This is a genomic window from Fulvimarina pelagi HTCC2506 (genome assembly GCF_000153705.1).
GTDB classification, from domain to species: domain Bacteria; phylum Pseudomonadota; class Alphaproteobacteria; order Rhizobiales; family Rhizobiaceae; genus Fulvimarina; species Fulvimarina pelagi.
The window spans coordinates 2,899,108-2,918,348 of sequence record NZ_DS022272.1; the positions used below are offsets into that span (position 1 = coordinate 2,899,108).

Genomic DNA, 19,241 nt, shown 5'->3' on the forward strand with positions numbered 1-19,241 from the left:
AAACTGGAAGGGCAAAAGCGCTGTCTCGATCACTGCAGCGCCTCCGTGCAGCCCTCTTCTAGCGCGCTCGGTTCATCCCGAAGGACGGTGGCTGCTTTCCTGCGCGCGGCAAGAAGGCCGTGTTTCGGGGCGAAGACGAAGGCGAGAAGGAAGATGAGTGTCTGGAGCGTGACGATGACACCGCCGGTTGCTCCATCAAGGAAATAGCTGACATAGGCGCCGACCGCGCTCGTCAGAGCGCCAATTATCACCGACAGGACGATCAGCTTCGGAAAGCGGTCGGCCAAGAGGTAGGCGGTGGCCCCGGGCGTGACCACCATGGCGATCACGAGAAAGGCGCCGACGGTCATCATGGCTGCGACCACTGAAGCCGAGAGGAGAACGAAGAAGAGCGCCTTGAGGCGTTCGGGCCTCAAGCCGACGGACCGGGCATGGTTCTCGTCGAAGAAGACGACCATCAGGTCTTTCCATTTCAGAAGGAGTACGCCGAGCGAAATCGTGCCGATCAAAGCGAGCTGAAACGTGTCCTCAGGGGTGATTGCGAGGATGTTACCCATGGTGATCGTCTGTATGGATACGGACATCGGATTGATCGAAACGAGGAACAATCCGAGGCCGAAGAAGGCGGTGAAGATGAGCCCGATGATCACGTCGATCTTGAGACCCGATCGTTCGGACAGGAACAGCATGGAGCCGGCCGCCAGCCCGCCCGCAATGAAGGCCCCCAAGGCGAAGGGAAGGCCGAGAATATAAGCGCCCGCCACGCCAGGGACGACCGAATGAGACAGGGCGTCCCCAATGAGGCTCCAGCCCTTCAGCATGAGATAGGCCGACAGAAAGGCGCAGACCCCGCCGACAAGAGCCGAAACCCAGATGGCGTTGGTCATATAGCCGTAGGAAAAAGGCTCCAGAAGAACGCTCATCGCTCACGCTCGTTGCCGCTCTGCGTCAGCGTCTGCGTCCGGTCGCCGTAGTGGACGAGAGGCCGTTCGTCGTCGGTGAAGATCGTCACCTCCCTGCTGTCGTCCTTGTGGTCGTCATGCAGCGTCTTTCCGCCGAGGGTGAAGTGGCGCAGGACTCCGCCGAACGCCCGTTCCAGATTGCCGCGCGTGAAGGTCGTCTCGGTCGGGCCGTAGGCAAGCACCGTACCCTTGACGAGAATGGTCCGGTCACAAAATTCCGGGACCGAACCGAGGTTGTGAGTCGATACCAGCATCACCCGCCCCTCGTCCTTCAATTCGCGAAGAAGGGCAACGATCTGGTCTTCGGTCTTGACGTCGACCCCGGTGAACGGCTCGTCGAGCAGGATCACCTGACCATTCTGGGCAAGGGCGCGGGCGAGGAAGACGCGCTTTCGTTGTCCGCCCGACAGTTCGCCGATCTGCCGCTCCCGGTATTCCCGCATGTTGACCCGTCCGAGCGCCGTGTCCACGGCGATGCGATCGGCCTCCGAAGGGCGACGCAGAAAGCCCATATGGCCATATCGCCCCATCATGACCACGTCCTCGACGAGGACCGGAAAGGCCCAGTCCACCTCTTCGGCCTGTGGTACGTAGGCGACCAGATTGCTTCTCAGTGCTTCTTTCACCCCACGGCCAAGCAGGCGGATCTCACCTTGAGCGACCGGCACGAAGCCCATAATCGCCTTGAAGAGAGTCGACTTTCCGGCACCGTTGACCCCGACGAGGGCGGTGATGGTGCCTTTCGGGATCGCAAAGCTCGTATTGCGCAGCGCCGTATGGCCGTTGCGATAGGTCACGGTCACATTCCGCGCTTCCAGACCGCTTCCTGTCTCAGCAGCATCGTGAGGCGCGTTCGGCAATCGCGTCGCATTCTTCAGCAAGTTCGGCTCCGTTCGAGGGCGCCATGGAACCGGCGCTATCCTCAGTGTCTAACAAGTGCTCCGAGCGTGATTCGATCCGTCGAAGCGCCAATGTGCGTATGCGTGTCTCAGTTCGTGGTCGCGGTCAGGCCATCCGCAACGGTCTCGGATGTCACACGCAGCAAGTCGAGATAAGTTGGGACCGGCCCACCTTCTTCCGAAAGGCTGTCCACGTAGAGGACGCCCCCATAGGCGGCGCCGGTTTCACGCGCGACCTGTTCGGCTGGCGCTGTATTGACGGTGCTTTCACAGAAGACGACTGGAATCTCGTTCTCGTTGACGCCGTCGATCACGGCACGCACCTGCTGAGGCGTTCCAACCTGATCGGCATTCATCGGCCAGAGATAGAGCTCCTTCAAACCGAAATCGCGAGCGAGATACGAAAAGGCGCCCTCGCAGCTCACCAGCCAGCGTCGGTCCTCCGGGAGTTCCGCGATCCGGTCCCGAAGCGGCTGGATCGTGTCGCGGATCTCCTGTTTGTAGGCCTCCGCATTCAGCTTGTAGGCCTCAGCGCTGTCCGGATCGTACTCACTGAGCGCTTCGGCGATATTGTCGACATAGACCATAGCGTTGTCGAGCCCCATCCAAGCATGGGGATTGGACTGTCCCTCATAGGAACCGGAGGCTATCGGGATCGGATCGATGCCGTCGGTCAGCGTCACAGAGGGAACGTCCGAAAGGTTCGCAAGAAACTGCTCGAACCAGAGTTCCAGGTTGAGGCCGTTCCAAAGGATGAGATCGGCGTCCTGCGCCCGAACGATGTCCTGAGGCGTCGGCTCGTAGCCATGGATCTCCGCACCGGGCTTGGTGACCGATACGACCTCGGCCTCGTCACCGGCGACGTTTTGAGCCATGTCGGCGAGTACGGTAAAGGTTGTGACTACCTTGAACGCGTCTTCCGATTGAGCGTGCGCTGGCAATCCAGCCATGGCGATCGCGGCAATACCCGTAAGCATTGCGCCGGCGCGCCGTATCCTATCGGTCATGATCGATTTTCTCTCTTCCCATGTACTCGTCAAAGCTGATTCCAGGACTGTACGAAGTAAGCTTCTTCGTTATTGCAAATCATTCTCATTCACACAAGGGCCCGATCCGAACGCTTGCCGGCGGTCGCCGACGCTTGTTTGCGCTCGCCCTGTTTTCCGGATTACATCGGTGCATGACGCGCGGCATCGAAACTCATGAGACATTGGATACGTTTGCGGAGCTCCTGCGCGACGCGGGCCTGCGTGTGACCAATCAGCGCGTCGCGATCATGCGAACGCTGTCGGGTGCCGAGGACCATCCGACCGCCGAGGAGATCACCGGCAAGGCGCGCGAACTGGATTCCACCATCTCCTTCGCGACGGTCTACCGGACACTGAGTGTTCTCGAAGAGCTTGGCCTCATCCGCAAATTGTCGCTGGAGAATTCCCCCGCCCGCTACGAACTTTGCGACAGCGAGGATCATGGTCACATCGTCGACCTCGACGACGGCTCGATTGTCGAATTCGAGGACGGTGCACTGACCGCGCGCTACGAGGCGATCGCCGCCGACCATGGTTTCGAGGTCGTGCGCTGCGTGACGATCATCGAAGCACGGAAAAAGAAGTCAGGTTGAGAGGCGACAGGTCCCCGGCGAACAGCACCTATTCTCCCGACGAAGCCTGATCCTTGCTCGAACCCAATTGTGTTCCGCCTGCCGCTAAGTTCGCTGATAGCGCAGAGCGTGAAAGGCACATTTCGAACAACATGTCTCCAGATCTTTTCGATCTGACGCGGGCCTAGGCGACGAGCCGGCTAGTCGCGTCAACCTTCTCTGTTTCTGCCGATTGCGGGCGTATGTGTTGCCTTCGAAAACATCGTGACCGCAGAAAGCCCGACATGAAGAGCCAATTCGCAAGCTCCGTGTTCAGAGCACGAGCGAAGATCCCGGTGAGCCTTCGGCTTGCGATAAAGCGGCGCTCATCCTACCAGAAGGCTCTCTGAATATACCCGCGAACCGGCTTTGAGTGTCCTCATGCCCATCGTTCAGCTCGACGAGTTCCTGATCGACCAGATCGCCGCCGGCGAGGTGGTGGAGCGGCCGGCGAGCGTCGTGAAGGAGCTGCTCGAAAACGCCCTCGATGCCGGCGCCCGGCGCATTCAGATCGCAACGGCGGGCGGGGGCAAGACGCTGATCCGCGTCACCGACGACGGCAGGGGCGTTCCGAAGGATGAACTGCGGCTCGCGGTGAAACGCCACTGCACGTCGAAACTTGCCGGCGGGCTCGACAAGATCATGAGCCTCGGCTTTCGCGGCGAGGCACTGCCCTCGATCGGCTCGGTTGCACGGCTCTCCCTCGCCTCGCGCGCCGAAGGCGCGTCAGAGGCCTTCGAGGTGAAGGTCGAGGCCGGACGCTGCGACGGTCCTATGCCGGCGGGGCTTTCGAAAGGGACCACTGTCGAGGTCCGCGATCTCTTCCAGTCCGTGCCCGCACGGCTCAAGTTCCTGAAGAGCGACCGCGCCGAGGCCTCGGCGATCACAGACATCGTCAGGCGCTCCGCCATCGCCTTTCCGGGCGTGCGCTTCGAACTCTCCGGTCCCGACCGCTCGCGCCTCGTGCTTGAGGCCGCCGCACCCGACGATCCCCTCGCCCGGATCAGCGACGTCGTCGGCAAGGATTTCGCCGACAACGCGGTCGCCATCGAAGCGGTACGCGAAGATGTTTATCTCTCGGGGTTTGCCGGCTTACCGAGTTTCGACCGCGGCAATTCGCTGGCTCAGTATTTCTATGTCAACGGCCGGCCGGTGCGCGACTGGATGCTGGTCTCCGCGCTTCAGGGCGCCTATTCCGACATGATGGCGAAGGGTCGCTATCCAGTCGCTGCCCTCTTCGTCGAACTCGATCCCGCCCTCGTCGACGTCAACGTCCACCCCGCCAAGGCCGATGTGCGCTTCCGCGATCCCCAGCTGGTGCGCGGGCTTATCGTGGGCGCAATCCGCGAGGCGATGGCGACCGAAGGCGTGCGCGGTTCGACGGTTGCCGCGAGCGGCCTCATGGCGCGCTTTTCCGCCGGCCCGAAGCGGGAGCCTCAGGAGCAGGCGGGGCGCTTCGACGGCTTCTCGCCTGGTGCTCCGGACATCGCCATGAAACCACGCCAGTCCTTCGGGGCGTCAAACCTTGCCGGATATGAGGCGACGAAGCGGCCGATGACTCCCTTCGATCCCGCGAGTGCCGCATATCGTCCATTCGAGGCGGGCGCCTTCACCGAAACGACGGATCGACAGGTTAGTTCGGGATTTGCCGAGGACGGTCAGACGCCTTTCGATGCGGGCCTGGCGACTGAGGTATTTGCCGGAACAGCCGACGCCGCTGTCGTAAAATCCTATCCTCTCGGCGCGGCCAAGGCGCAGCTGTTCGAGAACTTCATCCTCGCCGAGACGAAGGACGGACTCGTCCTCGTCGACGGCCATGCGGCTCACGAGCGTCTCGTCTACGAGCGCTTGAAGGCCGCGCTCCACGGCACCCAGATCGCCTCGCAGATGCTGCTTATTCCCGAGATCGTCGACCTTTCGGAAGGCGACGCCGATCGCCTCGCCGAAGCCTCGGAGGCGTTTTCCGTACTCGGCCTCCATCTGGAACGCTTTGGCCCCGGCGCGATCGCCGTGCGGGAGACCCCGGCGATCCTCGGCCAATGCGACGCCAAACGGTTGGTCAAAGACCTTGCTGAAGAACTTGCCGAATTCGGCACCGGGGACAGCGTGCGCTCACGGATCGACTCCGTCGCCGCGACTATCGCCTGCCACGGCTCGGTGCGGACGGGCCGCCGCCTGAAGCCCGAAGAGATGAATGCGCTCTTGCGAGAAATGGAGGTAACCCCTGGCTCCGGCACCTGCAATCACGGCCGACCCACCTTCATCGAGCTGAAGCGCGCTGATCTCGAAGCCCTTTTCAAGCGTTAGCCGGCCTGATCAGACCGCATTCTGGGCTCCGATGTACACGGCGTAGAGCACGAGCATCGCCGCCCCTGCCAACCGTCCGATCCGTTGGTAGGCGAAGAGGAAGGCGAGGCTTGCGAACGACAGCGCCAGCATCAGCGGCCCGTCGATCAAGGCAAAGCGTTCTGCGACCGCAATCGGTTCGATCATCGCGGTGACGCCGAGAATACAGAGAATATTGAAGATGTTCGAACCGACGACATTGCCGAGGATAACGTCGACCTCGCGTTTTCGCGCCGCGATGATCGCGGTGGCAAGCTCAGGCAGCGAAGTGCCAATCGCAACGATGGTGAGCCCGATCACCGCTTCCGAAATACCGAGGTGGAGGGCCAGCGAGGTCGCGCCATCAACCATCAAGCGTGCGCCGAGTACGAGCATCGCGATGCCCGCTAAAACCGCGGCAACCGCGATCAGCGGCTTCATCTCGGGTACCGCGACAACGCTTTCCGTGTTCCGCGAACGAGCGAGCCGCCGCTTTTCAGCGTGATAGCTCATCGCCAGATAAACGAGCAGTGCGGCAAACATTGCGGCCCCGGTAAATCGCCCGATTGTGCCGCCCTGAAAGATCAGGACGATTAGGGCCGAGGCAGCGAGCATCACAAGAAGGTCGCGCCGGATTGCCGGATCATCATTAATCAGCGGCACCATCGCGGCCGAGATTCCGACGATCAGCAATATGTTGGCGATGTTCGAGCCGACGACATTGCCGACTGCGATATCAGGTGCTCCGCCGAGGGCAGCCTGCACCGAGACGAGAAGCTCCGGCGCGCTGGTGCCGAAACCAACGATCACAAGGCCAACGATAAGTCGCGAAAAACCCGAGCGTTCGGCGATAGCGGTGCTCCCGCGCACCAGACCCTCGCCGCCGAAAAACAGGAGCACGAGGCCACCGGCGAGGAAGGCGATATCTCCGAATACATCCACTGGGCTTCGTTCCTCTATGCTGTTTGCTTGTCGCTCGGCTTTGGGGTCGGCAGGCAAGATGGGGACTGACGCCGCGAAATGTTAGGCACCGACAGCGTCAACACTGCCGGTTCGAATGCGAATGCGCCTCCGGTCGCAAAGGGCCGAAGGCGCGATCTTGTATTGGGAAGCAAGCGCGGAGCGGTCGGTAGACCGAAGGGCTCCGACATCGCTCGACCCGGAACCCGGAGAGCTGTCGCGAGATGCAGGAGTCAGTCAAGGCGCTGATAGCCGATCACATTATAGGACTCCCGCGGGGCGTGTCCGCCGGCTGAATGGCGTATCGTCGGCTTGTGCTTGACCTTGTACGTGCCCTGAATGCGAACCTGCCGGTGCTTCGGCCGGGAGATTTTCGCGCCGAGGACGCCGGCGAGAACTCCAATTCCAACGGCGATGGCAATCTCACGGTCCCGCGAACCCGCCGAGGCGGTGGTGGTGGAGACGGAGACGGCCGAGGTCGCGAGGATGGCGGCAGCGATTGTGGAGATGATGATTTTGCGGAGCATGGTTCTCAGTCCTTCTCGGTTTGGGGCGGTCACTTCCGTCCGCCGATAAGGAAATCATGACCAAAGTCTCGCAGGGTTTCAGTGACTTCGGTCACACCGCAAACGCCGACCCTTCCGATCCCATGCGGCGCTCTGCCCGATTTGCCTTTGAGCGCGAAAGCGGCTAGCGCCTGCGGTGCGTGAAGGACAGGCAACGGAATTCTTCGATGAACCGGATGGACGGCGGCGAAGCCAAGCTGAAGTACGGAACGCCCGATTTTCAGGTCGTGCGGTCCGGAGCCTATGTGCGCTGTGCGGTAACCGGCGAGCCGATCCCACTCGATCTCCTCAAGTACTGGAGCGTCGAACGCCAGGAAGCCTATCGCGACGCTGATGCCGTCTTCGAACGTGAGAAGCAGGTTCGCGCCGGTAAGGCCTGAGCGAGACGTTGTGAGCCGAAGAGCGTCAGACGCCGTAGCGGTGGCGATGAAATTCGGCGAGCGTTCGCTTCACGATGGAGCGGGCCGTGGTCTCCCCCTCGAAGCGAAGCGCTACCTCCAGAACCTCACATTCCTGGAGGAACAGCTGCGCCGCTTCATCGCCGGTCCTGAGACGCGCCGCGTCCTTCGCGGTCGTCACCAGTTGAAGCCCGCTCTTCCAGGCTTCTGCAGAAAGAGCTGCAATGTTTGCGGACGTATATCGGTGGTGATCCGGAAAAGCCCTGCTCCGTTCCACGTCGGCGCCACAGCGCTTCAGGCTCTCGACGAACTTCTGCGGATCGCCGATTCCGGCGAAGGCAAGGACCCGCATGCCCCTCAGCCGGTCACCGTCTTTTGCGACGAGATGCGCGCGGTGAACGGCATGGTTTGAGCGGGCAGCTTCACTTACGACCGCCGCACCAGCATCTCCAGAGCCTACGAGGAGGATTGCAGAGAGATGATTGAACTGCGCCTTCAGCGGCGCGCGGAGCGGCCCGGCGGGAAACACCTCCCAATTGCCGAGGCCGCGCCGAGCATCGACCACGAGAAGCGCGTAATCGGAGGCAAGCTGAGCGCTCTGGAACCCGTCGTCCAAGATGACGAGATCGCAGCCCGCCTTTTCGATCAGCAGATCGGCGGCCTTCTTCCGATTGCTGCAGACGGCAGTCGGCGCGATTTCGGCGAGAAGCAGAGGCTCGTCGCCCACGGCTGCGGCTTTATGGGTCTCCGGATCGACCAGCAGCGGCTTGCGACCACGCCGCTTGTAGCCCCGAGAGATGAAACCCGGCTTGCGGCCCAGCGTCTTCGCGGCCTCGGCGAGTGCGATCGCGGTTGGCGTCTTGCCTGCCCCGCCGACAGTGAGATTGCCGACGCATAGGACGGGAACCGGGAGCGCGGCGCGCTTGCCCTTCCTCAGATTGCGCGCGGCGACCAAGCCGTAAAGAAAGCCGAGCGGTGAGAGGAGTGTGGAGGCCGTCGTGGGAGCTGTCCACCAGAATGCTGGTGCCTTCACGATGCCCGCCCGTTGTGGGAACGCTTTTCGAGGCTGATCGCGAGCTTGAGCGGGTTGAGATAGGGCAAGAGAGCCTTCATCGTGCGTTCCTGGGCGCCGCGCATGGCTGCAACGCTCGTCTGGCCTGCGGTACCCATAGCAGAGCGCCGCTCGGGGTCTTTGAGCAGCGCATCGACTTCACGGGTAAGCCCGGCTTCGTCCTTGACGATTGCACAGGCCCCGTCCTCCAAAAGTCGTTGATAGACGTCCCGAAAGTTCTGCACGAAACGGCCGGAAAGCACCGCCCGACCTAGGATCGCTGGCTCCATCGGGTTCTGCCCGCCTTCACCCACCAGCGACTTGCCGATGAAGGCTATCTCCGAGAGCCTCAGATAAAGGCCCATTTCGCCCATCGTATCCCCGAGAAATATATCGGTCACATCGCTCGGCACGCCGCCCGTTGACCGCTGGACAACACGCAGGCCGGTCGATCGTAGCTCCTCGGCAATCTCGTTTCCGCGATCGGCATGGCGCGGCACGATGACCGTGAGAAGGCCCTTATGGCGGCGCTTGAGCCCGATATGGCAAGTCGCGGCAGCCAATTCCTCGCCAGAATGGGTTGAAAGCGCTGCCCAGACCGGACGGTCGCCGATCGCCGCCGAAATTTCCTTAAGCGCGTCCTCATCGACGCTCGGCGCCTCAGAGTCGGCCTTGAGATTTCCCGCGACGCTGACCAGACCGGCCCCAAGCAGCCGATAGCGTTCCGCATCGATCTCCGACTGCGCGATGATCAGCGCGAAATTCTCGATCAACGCCTCTGCGAACCAGTGCGCCTTCTTCCAGCGCTCGAAGGAGCGGTCGGAAAGGCGCGCATTGACGAGGACCTGTGGGACATTGCGCTCGGAAAGCTGGCGAAGGGTCATCGGCCAGAGTTCGCTTTCGGCGAAGATTGCAAGATCAGGTTGCCAGTGATCGAGGAAACGCCTCACGGCGGACGTGACATCGAGCGGTACATATTGGTGTATTACGCAGTCCGAGAGGCGCTTTTCGACGATATCGGCCGAGGTGCGCGTTCCTGTCGTCATCAGGACGCAGAGCCCGTCAGCGGATATCTGCCGGGCGATCGGCGCGACGGCGAGGGTCTCTCCCACGCTTGCGGCATGGATCCAGACCAGCGGCAAGCTTTCCGGCCGCTCGGCACCCGCATAGCCGAAGCGCTCGCGTTTCCTAATCCCGTCTTCCTTTCCCTGGTGCGTGCGATAGGCGAGATAGGGGTGAAGCACCGGCGAGATCACCGAGCCGAAGAACTTGTAGGCCGAAAGAGCGGCGCGTGCCTTGCCTTCGCTCATGTCGCGCTCACGCTTGCTATCGCCTTCACATTGGCGGCCTCGATCGCCTTTGTCACTTCTACCCGCTTGGCCTCCAATACCGTCGCATCGGCATCGGCCGGCACATGTATCGGCTCGCCAACGACAACCGCCATCCGTCCGAAAGGCAGGGGCAGGGTCGTCTTGTCCCACGAGGAGGCGACAATGTGGCGCCGGCTGGTGACAGCGGCGCTCGGCAGGATCGGCCGGCCGGAGATCCGCGCTAGTGTCACGATGCCCTGACCGGCATCGCGCGGCACGCCCTTCGGCACGTCGGCGATCATGCACACGCCATAACCCGACTTCAGCGCCTTGCGCAAAGCAATCACCGCTCGTGCCCCACCCTTTTCCGACCTCGTGCCCCCCTCGCGTCCACCCGACCCGCGCACGGTTTCGATGCCGAAGCGCGAGACGACCTGCGCGTTAATCTCGGCATCGGCATTGCGGGAAAGAAGCGCGACATAGGGGAGTTCGACCGGCCGGAAGATCGGCGCCAGCAGATGCTGCCCGTGCCACATGCCGACGATCGCTGGGTGGTGCTCGAAGATCCGAGCTCGCGCCGCCTGGAAATCCGTTGCGGGCTTCTGCGTGCGCTCGATAAAACGCATCAGGCGAAAGATTGCAGCGCCAGCCAACCGATTGACGAGCTTGGAGCGGCCGATCGAGCGCATCGTCTTACGGCGGAACTTACGCACGCGCTTGACGAATCCCCCTTTATGCGGGCCCTTCACGCGCGCTTTCGCGATCTCGCCGACGCCTTCCTCCATAGTTGGGGGTCCTGGTCAGGTCCTTTCGGGCGTCAGAAGCCGATGCATGTGAACGATGAAATAACGCATCGCCGCATTATCAACCGTCTGCTGCGACTTGGAGCGCCAAGCCGATAGCGCGCTCGAATAATCGGGGAAGATACCGACAATGTCGAGATCGTCGAGGTCTTTGAAGTTCACCGATTGAAGATCGTCCAGTTCGCCGCCGAATACGAGGTGGAGCAATTGTTTTGGTTTCTGCTCGTCCATCAGACTTCTTCGCCTTCTTCGCGTTTCGTTCGGCGGATACGACCGTCGCCGCGTTTATCACAGCCGTTACGGCGATTCCGCGGCATCCTTAAATGACCGCATCCGCGAGAGCGCGGGCATCTGCCATCGCCGCGTTCGAGGCCGCCACGAGAAGTCCATGCCGTCTTGGAAGGCGAGTGTAAAGAATGGGTGCACCATCCGCATCGGCCAGCGCGCCATTCGCCTTTTCCAAAAGAAGATCGCCAGCCGCGACGTCCCAATCGTGTGCCCGCGGCCGGATAAGCGTCGCATCGAGCCGCCCGGCCGCAACCTGGCAGAGTCGGTAGGCAAGCGAGGGCGCGCCGCGTTGAGCATCGACCGGCCGGTAGCCGGAACGATCGAGCCGAGAATAGGCCGATCGAAACTTGTCCGGCATTGCAATCGCCAGGCGTTCGCTCGGCTGGTCGCCTGTCAGCAGATGATCGCCCGCCAGCTTGGCATGGCCGGAGCGAGTTACCGTGAACATCTCGTCCGGCACCGGCGCATAGATCGCGCCGGCCAGCGGTCGATTTCCGGAGATCAGGGCAATCGAAACGCACCATGTCTGCTCGCCGCGCAAATAGGCGCGGGTCCCGTCAATGGGATCGACGATGAAAAAGCGGTCCTCATATGTCGTTGAAGTGAGCCTCTCCAGAACACTCTCTTCCGAAACCCATCCATACTCGGTCCGGGCGCCGAGAAGTCTCTCTTTCAGAAAGCGGTCGACCGCGTAGTCGCCTTCCGAGACTGGTGAGTTGTTGTCCTTCCACCAGATCTCCGGGTCTTTGCCGAAGAACGACATTGCGATGCGACCGGCTTCGCGCGCCGCATCTTCGAGAAGTTCGAGTTCGGCATCTTCAGAAGGAAGGGTTTGATCCACGAGACTTTTCAGCGCCCTGCGATCATCATCTGCGCGACGCGCAGCGTCGGCGCGACAACGGAGAAGCGGGTATCGAGATCGTCTGCGGCGGTCATGGAGAGGAGCATATCCTTCAGGTTGCCGGCGATCGTGATTTCCGAGACGGGCCGCGTCAGCTTGCCGTTCTCGATGAGAAAGCCGGAAGCGCCGCGGCTGTAGTCGCCGGTGACGAGGTTGGCGCCGTGGCCAATCATCTCGTCGACGTAGAGGCCGGTGCCTGTATCGCTGGTCAATTCATCCGACGACATCGCACCGGGGTTCAGGATGACGTTCGTCGCCGATGGCGAGAGCCCGGCGCCGGACCGGGAGGCACGGCCGTTTGTCTGAAGTCCGAGTTCGTTCGCCGTTGCGGTATCGAGCAGCCAGGTCTTGAGGATGCCGTTCTCGACAAGCGTCATCGGCTCGCCGGCTACCCCCTCCCCATCAAAAGGTTTGGAGCCGGGACGCCGCTTGAGGGTCGGCTCGTCGGTGAGCGTCATCGACTCGGGCAAAACCTGTTCGCCCATCTGCCGCTTCAGAAAGCTCGTACCGCGCGCGATCGCCGCGCCGTTGATGGCCGACACGAGGCTTGCGATCAGGCCTCGCGCGACCCGCGGATCGAAGATCACCGGTACCCGTCCCGTTGGCATGCCGCCGGGATCGAGGCGCCTGACCACACGCTCGCCTGCCCGCAGGCCGATCGCGTCGGGGGCATCGAGATCGGAATAATGGAGACGGCTGTCGAAGTCGTAGTCACGCTGCATACGCGTCCCCTCACCGCCGACCACGCTGACGGAGCGGGAAAAAGATGTCCGGGTCCGATGCCCTCTGAAGCCCGTGGTGGTCGCCAGAACGAGGCTGACGCTTCCGGCGCCAGCACTCGCCCCACCCGAATTGGTCACGCCCGGAACGGCTCGTGCAGCATCCTCCATCGCAAGCGCGGCATCCCGCAACTCGTCAGGCGAAACTTCGGTCGGATCGAACTGGTCGAGATCGATGAGGTCTTTGGCGAGCCGGTCTGGATCGGCGAGGCTCGCGTATTCGTCGGGCGGAGACACCTTCGCCATCGCGACCGCACGTTCGGCAAGCATCGACAGATCGGATCGGGTATCACCGGAAACGCTCGCGACGCGCTTACCGACGAAGACGCGGAGCGAAACGCTCTCGGTTTCCGAACTTTCCGTCTCTTCGACCTTGCCGAGCCGCACGTCGACACCCTTGCTCGTCGCAGTCGCGACCGCGACGTCAGCGGCATCCGCGCCCGCCTGTTTTACCCGCTCAAGGAGGCGTTCGGCGACATTCAAGAGCCGTGTCGTGTTCTGATCCATGAAGCTGCGATCCGTCGTGAGGCGTTAACCGGCATTTATAATCCGAGCTCACTGCCATCAAGGCTTCGCGTTTTGCGGTGAGGAATACTAGAGTGGCGGGTATCGCGGCGAAACGACGGAAGAGCTTTGGAACACGCGAACAGCTATTTCCTTGAAATCATCCTGCTTCTGGGCGGCGGCATCGTCGCCGGGACGCTGTTCAAGCGAATCGGTCTTGGCACCGTCCTTGGATATCTCATGGCCGGCATCGCGATGGGTCCTCTTCTCGGGCTGATCCACGACGGAGAGGAAATCCTTCATATCGGCGAACTCGGTGTCGTCTTCCTGCTCTTCATCATCGGTCTCGAACTGAAACTGTCGCGACTTTGGGCGATGCGTCGAAGGATCTTCGGCCTTGGCGCAGCGCAGGTTCTGGTCACGGCCCTCGGCATCGGTGTCATCGCCTTCCTGCTCGGATTCCAGGTGCCGACTGCAATCGTCATCGGTTTCGGATTGGCGCTCTCATCGACTGCGTTCGGCCTGCAGATTCTCGAAGAACAGGGCGAGACCAACACCCGGCACGGCCAGTCGGCCTTTTCGGTTCTTCTCTTCCAAGACCTCGCGGTCGTGCCGATCCTCGCGATCATCCCGTTCCTGGCGCCCTATTCCTCCGATACGCAGATCGACGTTGTCCAGATTGCGGTCTCGGTCGCGGCCGTGGTCGGCCTCATCGTCGGCGGCCGCTTTCTCCTCAATCCGCTCTTCCGCATCATGGCCTCGGCCGGTGCGCGCGAAGTCATGCTTGGCGCCGCTCTTTTCGTCGTTCTCGGGTCGGCCATGCTGATGGCGGCAGCGGGCTTCTCCATGGCGATGGGCGCCTTCATTGCCGGCGTGCTGCTGGCAGAGTCGTCCTACCGCCATGAACTCGAAGCAAATATCGAGCCGTTTCGCGGCCTCCTGCTCGGTCTATTCTTCATCGGCGTCGGTCTCTCGATCGATATCGCAGTCCTATTCGACGACTGGCAGATCATTCTCCTTGCGACGCCGATGCTCATGATCAGCAAGGCGGCACTGCTTTACGGGCTTGCGCGCCTGTTCGGCGAAGGCCACGACAGCGCGGTGAGGGTTTCGGGGCTCCTCTCCCAAGCCGGTGAATTCGGTTTTGTCATCTTCTCGGCCGCTGCAGCGGACCGGATTTTCTCGGCAGAGATCTCGTCACTGCTTATTGCTATCACGACCTTGTCGATGGCGCTGACACCGCTCTCGACGTGGTTCGCGAGACTCGTCCTTGCTCGGGGGGAGGACGAGAACGAAGAGGAGATGGACGAGGATTTTGAAGGCGCCGGCTCGGACGTCCTTCTGATTGGCTTTTCCCGCTTCGGTCAGATGGTCGCCCAGGTGCTTCTCTCGAGCGGCCGTGAAGTGACCATCCTCGATTCTTCGGCAGAACGAATTCGAACGGCGACCAATTTCGGATTTCGCATTTTCTTCGGCTCAGGAATGCGCAAGGACGTGCTGGAGGCGGCCGGCATACGCCGCGCCAAGATCGTTGCGATCTGCACCAACAAGCAGGAAACCACGAACCGCGTCGTCGATCTCATCCGCGAAGAGTTTCCGAATGTGAAGCTCTATGTGCGCGCCTACGACAGGAACCATGCACTCGCCCTGCGGGCTCGGGGTGTCGATTATGAAATTCGCGAGACGGTGGAATCCGCTCTCGCCTTCGGTGGTGCGACACTCACCTCGCTTGGTGTCGAGGACCCGTTGGCGCGGAGGATCATCGAAGACGTCCGGCGCCGCGATGCGAAACGCCTCAAGCTTCAGGAGTCAGAGGGCACGACTGCTGGTGCCGATATGATCATGACTCAGGCCGTGAAACCAGAGCCGCTTGTGGAACCGCATGCCGCCCTTCAAGCCGTCGAGGACGCCGGCGACGGATCGGAAAACCAGGGCGAACTTGTTGACAATACCGCACCGCGACGCAGGCGCCGCGGCCGCCCGTTCCGCGGCCGTAGGCTAAGTTTCAGGAACCAGGCCCAGCGGTGAGAAACCGCTTCTCACCGATCTTGGCAGTTCAATCCTTTGGTTCATGCAACTCGGAAGCGAGCTTCATGACCTCGGAGCCGTCGTCCTGTTCTATGAGATAGGCCTCGTTGCCTTCCTCGCCGTGCCGAGTGATTTCCGAGCCGTCGATTGTCTTCGTGACACTCTCGGCCCAGTGATCCTTGACCTTGCCCTTCGCTTCGCCGTTGCCCCAATCCCAGGCGACGTACTGACCTTTCTGAAAAGCGACCATGGCTCATATACCTCCGTTCGATAACGGTGCCTAAAGCGGCAGCAGGCGCCCTTCGTTCCGACGAAGAACGGTTTGTCGCATTGGCGGCGCCCGCCGACAGGCCAAGTAGACGCGTCAATTGGTAGCGTTCCGGAACCGCTTTCAGCTCCACGGGTTTCGAGACTCGTTTTCAGCTTAATACGGAACGCCCGACCGAAATCACATGGACGCCCGTCTCGCCCATCACGCCGAAATCGTCGGCCTCGCGATCGTCGATCCGGAAACCTTCGAGATCGAGCGGCAAAAACTCGATGAGGGCCATCGTATCTGTTTCCTGTCCGGTGAGGACGTCACCGACAAACGGTTGAAACAGCGGATCGAGGAACTGGTCCTGCCGCCGGCCTGGGAAGACGTTCGCATCTGCATCGACGGCAACGGCCATATCCAGGCAATTGGTCGAGACGAGAAGGGCCGGCTGCAATACCGGTATCACGAGCGCTGGGTCGACGTGCGGAATGCCGTCAAGGCGGAGCGGCTCATGCGCTTCGGTCGCGCGCTTCCCAAGCTCAGAACCGTCGTATCGAAAGACATGAAGCGTCGAAAGCGCGACAAGCGTTTTGCTGCGGCGACCGCGACGCGGCTCGTCGATCTCGCCGCCATGCGTCCCGGCCACGAGAAATACGCCGCCGACGGCGGTCGCGGCGTCGCTTCGCTGCGCCGGAAGAACTTGCGTATCTTGAAGAACCGGATCGCCAAGCTGAGTTTCAAAGGCAAGTCAGGCAAGCAGCACGAGATCGAGATCGGAGACAGGACACTGGTCAGAAACCTCGAAATCGTTCGCAAGGGTCAGGGTTCGCGCCTCTTCAAGTTCCCCGGTAAGAAGCAGAAGAGCCGCACGATGACGGCCGGCGTGCTCAACACCTATATGCGCGAGGCTTCCGGCAAACGCATTTCCGCGAAAGATTTTCGGACCTTTCACGGGACGGCCGAGGCACTGCGCTTCCTCTGCACCGATGAAAAAGCGCTCGAAGCGGAAAGCGAAGCCAAGCGCAGGAAGGCCGTTGCAGCCGCCATGCGCTCTGTCTCGGAACGCCTTCGCAATACGCCGGCCGTCGCACGCTCCTCCTACGTTCACCCGCGCATCGTCTCGGCCTACGAGGAGGGAAGGTTGTCGCCTGACCTCATGAAAGGCCGTCGGCGGAAGGGTCTCAATCAGGAGGAGACCGGCTTGATGCGTTTTCTGAAGGCAACGACGCCGCGATAGAGCAGACGATAGTCGGGACGACCTCGTCGCTAGAAGCGGCTAACGCGCGACGGCCGAATTCTCGTGCTGCTTACCTGAACGATCAGTACCGATCACCTCGATGAACGCACCGGTCTCGACGCCTCGATGGCGGGCTTCGACGGTATTATCGATCGCGTATTTCACGTCGTCTTTGATCGGACTGGTCGCATCCAGGATCTCCTGAGCTCTCAGGAAATCGAGCACCCGGTATGGCGAAACGCGCGGGCGGACTAGAATCGTTGGCGGGTCGGAGCGAATCTTAAGATCGATGACCGCCTGCATCATCAGCTGTGAGGAGCCGACCATCGCCTCCAAAGTAGCCGGCACGATGCTCGGATCGCCTTCCGGCCCACCGTTGACGTCGACCGCAACGGTCACATCGCACCGGCCCTTCAGCCGGTCGTAAGGAAGCGGGTTATAGATACCCCCGTCGACGAGGATGCGGCCTTGCCGGCGTACTGGCCGGAAGATCGCCGGCAACGCAGAGGACGCCGCTAGCGCAGAGACGATCTCACCGGTATCGAGTTCGCATTCGAGGCGGCGGTAGTAGTCCGTCGCCATGACGCCGAGGGGGACCGTCAACTCTTCGAAAGTCTTCGGCACCTGCGCGGGCAGGAAGGCCCCAACTATTCGCTCGACGTTCAACTGGCCGATGCGAAAGCCGCCGTCATTGAAGAAATCGCGCAGGCTCGCAGGCCGAGTATGCCAGAGCTTTGCAACGATATCCCGGCGGTGCGCGAAGGAGCCGACGACGAACTCGGCAATCTCGCGCGCATCCAGTCCAGAGCAATAGCCCGCGCCCATGATCGCGCCGATCGAAGATCCGACGATCCGGACTGGCTTCAAACCAAGTTCGTCGAACGCCGCAAGAACATGGATGTGGGCTATGCCGCGCGCACCGCCGCCGCCCAGGGCAAGGCCGATGCGCGCCATCGTCCGCGTCAGGCTCCGGCGGGGCCGACGGTGATCACGGTCGGCTCGACCGAGAGCAGTTTTTGCGCTGCTGCCTTCACCTGATCCATGGTCACCGCGTCGATCTGATCCTGCCGCGTATCGATATAATCCATACCAAGATCGTCGAGCTGGATTCCGACGAGCGTGCGGGCGATGGCGCCGGAAGAGTCGAGATTGCGCACGGCATAGGAACCTTTGACATAGGTCTTGGCCATGGCGAGCTCATCTTCGGTCGGGCCTTCCTCTGCCATCCGTTCCAGCTCCTCGCGAATGATGCGAATGCTCTCTTCGGCGGCATCGGCGCGGGTCGCAGTCGAGGCGCCGAGGATCGCCGCATGCTCGTAACTCGCGAGCCAAGAGCTCGCCCCGTAGGCGAGGCCACGCTTTTCCCGGATTTCTTCGTAGAGCCGCGAGGTGAAGGAGCCCCCGCCGAGTACGTGGTTCATCAGATAGGCCGCGAAGAATTCCGGATCGTCGCGTTTGACGCCTGGCAGCGCAAACTGAATCGTCGTCTGCGGCACGGCGAGATCGATCGCGACCCTCTCGCCGAACTCCGGCTGAATATCGGCAACCTGGTCGAGCTGAGCCGTCTCCGGAAGATCGCCAAACACCTGATCAAGCACCGCCTTCAGTCGCTCCGGCGTAATATCGCCGACGACGCCGACGATGAGATTGTCTTTGGCGAACTTCTCATCGACGAAACGATCGAGATCGGCGGCCCCTATCGCTTCGAGACTTTCGATCGTGCCTTTGCTGTCGCGTCCATAGGGGTGTCCGGGAAAGAGTGTCGTACGAAACGCTTCCGATGCGAGTTCGCCCGGATCGTTGCGGTCGGCACGAATGCCAGTCATGATCTGCCCGCGAATACGCGAAATCGGCTCTTCGTCGAAGCGCGGCTGCGTCAGGGCAAGATTGGCCAGATCGAAGGCCTCATCCGAGAACTCGGTGATCGCGTTGATGGAGCCTCGAAATTCGTCGCGGCTGTCCTCGAAACTCAGCGAAACGCCAAGATCGTCGAGCCGCTGTTGGAATTCAGCGCTCTCGACATCACCTGCGCCTTCGTCGAGAAGGCCGGAGAGGAGATTGGCAAGCCCTTCCTTGCCGTCTGGGTCCTGCACGGAACCCGCGCCTTCGAAGGCGAAATCCATCGCGATCAGCGGATTGGTGTGATCCTCCACGAGCAAGGCCTCGATACCGCCCTCGCTCGTCACCTTCTGAATGTCGACGGCTTCGGCGGTGGCGGGCAAAACGAGCGAGGCGGCGATGGCTGCCGCGCCTGCGATGGAAGAGGTCTTGAAGAATTTCATCGGTCGTATCCCATCCGGGAATGGTCGTAAGAAGATTGAGACGCGAGACCCGC

The 19,241-nt window shown here is 61.7% G+C and carries 19 protein-coding genes; 5 read left to right on the forward strand and 14 right to left on the reverse strand.

Translation table 11 applies throughout. The annotated features are described in order from the left end of the window. Positions 1 to 29: 29 nt before the first annotated feature. The 3 genes from FP2506_RS13570 to FP2506_RS13580 all read right to left on the reverse strand — a co-directional run bounded on the left by FP2506_RS13570 (position 30) and on the right by FP2506_RS13580 (position 2,868). A complete protein-coding gene (locus FP2506_RS13570; protein ID WP_007068099.1) occupies positions 30 to 923 on the reverse strand; it encodes a metal ABC transporter permease in 894 nt (297 codons plus the stop codon). Beyond that, entirely contained in the window at positions 920 to 1,822 is a 903-nt protein-coding gene (locus FP2506_RS13575) for a manganese/iron ABC transporter ATP-binding protein (protein WP_274533408.1), read from the reverse strand. Before FP2506_RS13575 ends, FP2506_RS13570 begins: the two co-directional genes overlap by 4 nt. A gap of 128 nt (positions 1,823 to 1,950) precedes the next feature. After that, positions 1,951 to 2,868, reverse strand: coding sequence for a metal ABC transporter substrate-binding protein (locus FP2506_RS13580; protein WP_202814200.1), 918 nt, complete (start codon positions 2,866 to 2,868; stop codon positions 1,951 to 1,953). Between the two features lie 173 nt (positions 2,869 to 3,041). Between FP2506_RS13580 and FP2506_RS13585 the strand changes: the two genes are divergently transcribed. Both FP2506_RS13585 and mutL read left to right on the forward strand, forming a co-directional pair. Next, entirely contained in the window at positions 3,042 to 3,482 is a 441-nt protein-coding gene (locus FP2506_RS13585) for a Fur family transcriptional regulator (protein WP_050765159.1), read from the forward strand. Positions 3,483 to 3,881: 399 nt separating this feature from the next. Continuing rightward, positions 3,882 to 5,807 carry a DNA mismatch repair endonuclease MutL gene (gene mutL, locus FP2506_RS13590; RefSeq protein ID WP_007068103.1) on the forward strand — a complete coding sequence of 642 codons (1,926 nt, stop codon included), beginning with the start codon at positions 3,882 to 3,884 and terminating at the stop codon, positions 5,805 to 5,807. Positions 5,808 to 5,816: 9 nt separating this feature from the next. On the opposite strand, the gene FP2506_RS13595 is transcribed toward mutL, so the two are convergent. Together FP2506_RS13595 and FP2506_RS13600 are read right to left on the reverse strand one after the other, a co-directional pair. After that, on the reverse strand, positions 5,817 to 6,767 hold the full coding sequence (locus FP2506_RS13595) for a calcium/sodium antiporter (RefSeq protein ID WP_007068104.1): 951 nt from the start codon (positions 6,765 to 6,767) through the stop codon (positions 5,817 to 5,819). 251 nt (positions 6,768 to 7,018) lie between these two features. Next, positions 7,019 to 7,312, reverse strand: coding sequence for a hypothetical protein (locus FP2506_RS13600; RefSeq protein ID WP_007068105.1), 294 nt, complete (start codon positions 7,310 to 7,312; stop codon positions 7,019 to 7,021). 206 nt (positions 7,313 to 7,518) lie between these two features. Here FP2506_RS13600 and FP2506_RS13605 point away from each other — a divergent pair, with 206 nt between their 5' ends. Continuing rightward, on the forward strand, positions 7,519 to 7,731 hold the full coding sequence (locus FP2506_RS13605) for a DUF2093 domain-containing protein (RefSeq protein WP_040489151.1): 213 nt from the start codon (positions 7,519 to 7,521) through the stop codon (positions 7,729 to 7,731). 25 nt (positions 7,732 to 7,756) lie between these two features. Here the strand turns inward: FP2506_RS13605 and lpxK are convergent, their stop codons facing one another. The 6 genes from lpxK to FP2506_RS13635 form a co-directional block, all read right to left on the reverse strand. Further along, positions 7,757 to 8,782 (reverse strand): tetraacyldisaccharide 4'-kinase, encoded by a 1,026-nt coding sequence (lpxK, locus tag FP2506_RS13610; protein WP_007068107.1) that lies wholly within the window; start codon positions 8,780 to 8,782, stop codon positions 7,757 to 7,759. After that, a complete protein-coding gene (locus FP2506_RS13615; protein WP_007068108.1) occupies positions 8,779 to 10,110 on the reverse strand; it encodes a 3-deoxy-D-manno-octulosonic acid transferase in 1,332 nt (443 codons plus the stop codon). The genes lpxK and FP2506_RS13615 overlap by 4 nt, the downstream gene beginning before the upstream one ends. Further along, positions 10,107 to 10,895, reverse strand: a complete 789-nt coding sequence (locus tag FP2506_RS13620) for a lysophospholipid acyltransferase family protein (RefSeq protein ID WP_007068109.1) — start codon at positions 10,893 to 10,895, stop codon at positions 10,107 to 10,109. The genes FP2506_RS13615 and FP2506_RS13620 overlap by 4 nt, the downstream gene beginning before the upstream one ends. A gap of 15 nt (positions 10,896 to 10,910) precedes the next feature. Then, the gene (locus FP2506_RS13625; protein ID WP_007068110.1) at positions 10,911 to 11,144 is read right to left on the reverse strand and encodes a DUF4170 domain-containing protein; all 234 of its coding nucleotides are present in this window, start codon (positions 11,142 to 11,144) and stop codon (positions 10,911 to 10,913) included. 88 nt (positions 11,145 to 11,232) lie between these two features. Further along, positions 11,233 to 12,042: a 3'(2'),5'-bisphosphate nucleotidase CysQ gene (locus FP2506_RS13630; RefSeq protein WP_007068111.1), complete on the reverse strand. Its 810-nt coding sequence runs from the start codon at positions 12,040 to 12,042 to the stop codon at positions 11,233 to 11,235. 8 nt (positions 12,043 to 12,050) lie between these two features. Further along, a complete protein-coding gene (locus tag FP2506_RS13635) occupies positions 12,051 to 13,388 on the reverse strand; it encodes a TldD/PmbA family protein (RefSeq protein ID WP_007068112.1) in 1,338 nt (445 codons plus the stop codon). Between the two features lie 126 nt (positions 13,389 to 13,514). Here FP2506_RS13635 and FP2506_RS13640 point away from each other — a divergent pair, with 126 nt between their 5' ends. Beyond that, positions 13,515 to 15,413, forward strand: coding sequence for a monovalent cation:proton antiporter-2 (CPA2) family protein (locus tag FP2506_RS13640; RefSeq protein WP_007068113.1), 1,899 nt, complete (start codon positions 13,515 to 13,517; stop codon positions 15,411 to 15,413). Positions 15,414 to 15,441: 28 nt separating this feature from the next. Here FP2506_RS13640 and FP2506_RS13645 read toward each other — a convergent pair whose 3' ends face one another. Beyond that, a complete protein-coding gene (locus FP2506_RS13645) occupies positions 15,442 to 15,663 on the reverse strand; it encodes a hypervirulence associated TUDOR domain-containing protein (RefSeq protein WP_007068114.1) in 222 nt (73 codons plus the stop codon). Positions 15,664 to 15,865: 202 nt separating this feature from the next. Here FP2506_RS13645 and FP2506_RS13650 point away from each other — a divergent pair, with 202 nt between their 5' ends. Then, positions 15,866 to 16,906: a DNA topoisomerase IB gene (locus tag FP2506_RS13650; protein WP_007068115.1), complete on the forward strand. Its 1,041-nt coding sequence runs from the start codon at positions 15,866 to 15,868 to the stop codon at positions 16,904 to 16,906. 39 nt (positions 16,907 to 16,945) lie between these two features. Here FP2506_RS13650 and FP2506_RS13655 read toward each other — a convergent pair whose 3' ends face one another. Both FP2506_RS13655 and FP2506_RS13660 read right to left on the reverse strand, forming a co-directional pair. Further along, a complete protein-coding gene (locus tag FP2506_RS13655; protein WP_007068116.1) occupies positions 16,946 to 17,860 on the reverse strand; it encodes a patatin-like phospholipase family protein in 915 nt (304 codons plus the stop codon). An 8-nt stretch (positions 17,861 to 17,868) separates the two neighbouring features. After that, the gene (locus tag FP2506_RS13660; protein ID WP_007068118.1) at positions 17,869 to 19,188 is read right to left on the reverse strand and encodes a M16 family metallopeptidase; all 1,320 of its coding nucleotides are present in this window, start codon (positions 19,186 to 19,188) and stop codon (positions 17,869 to 17,871) included. Between the last annotated feature and the right edge of the window lie 53 nt (positions 19,189 to 19,241).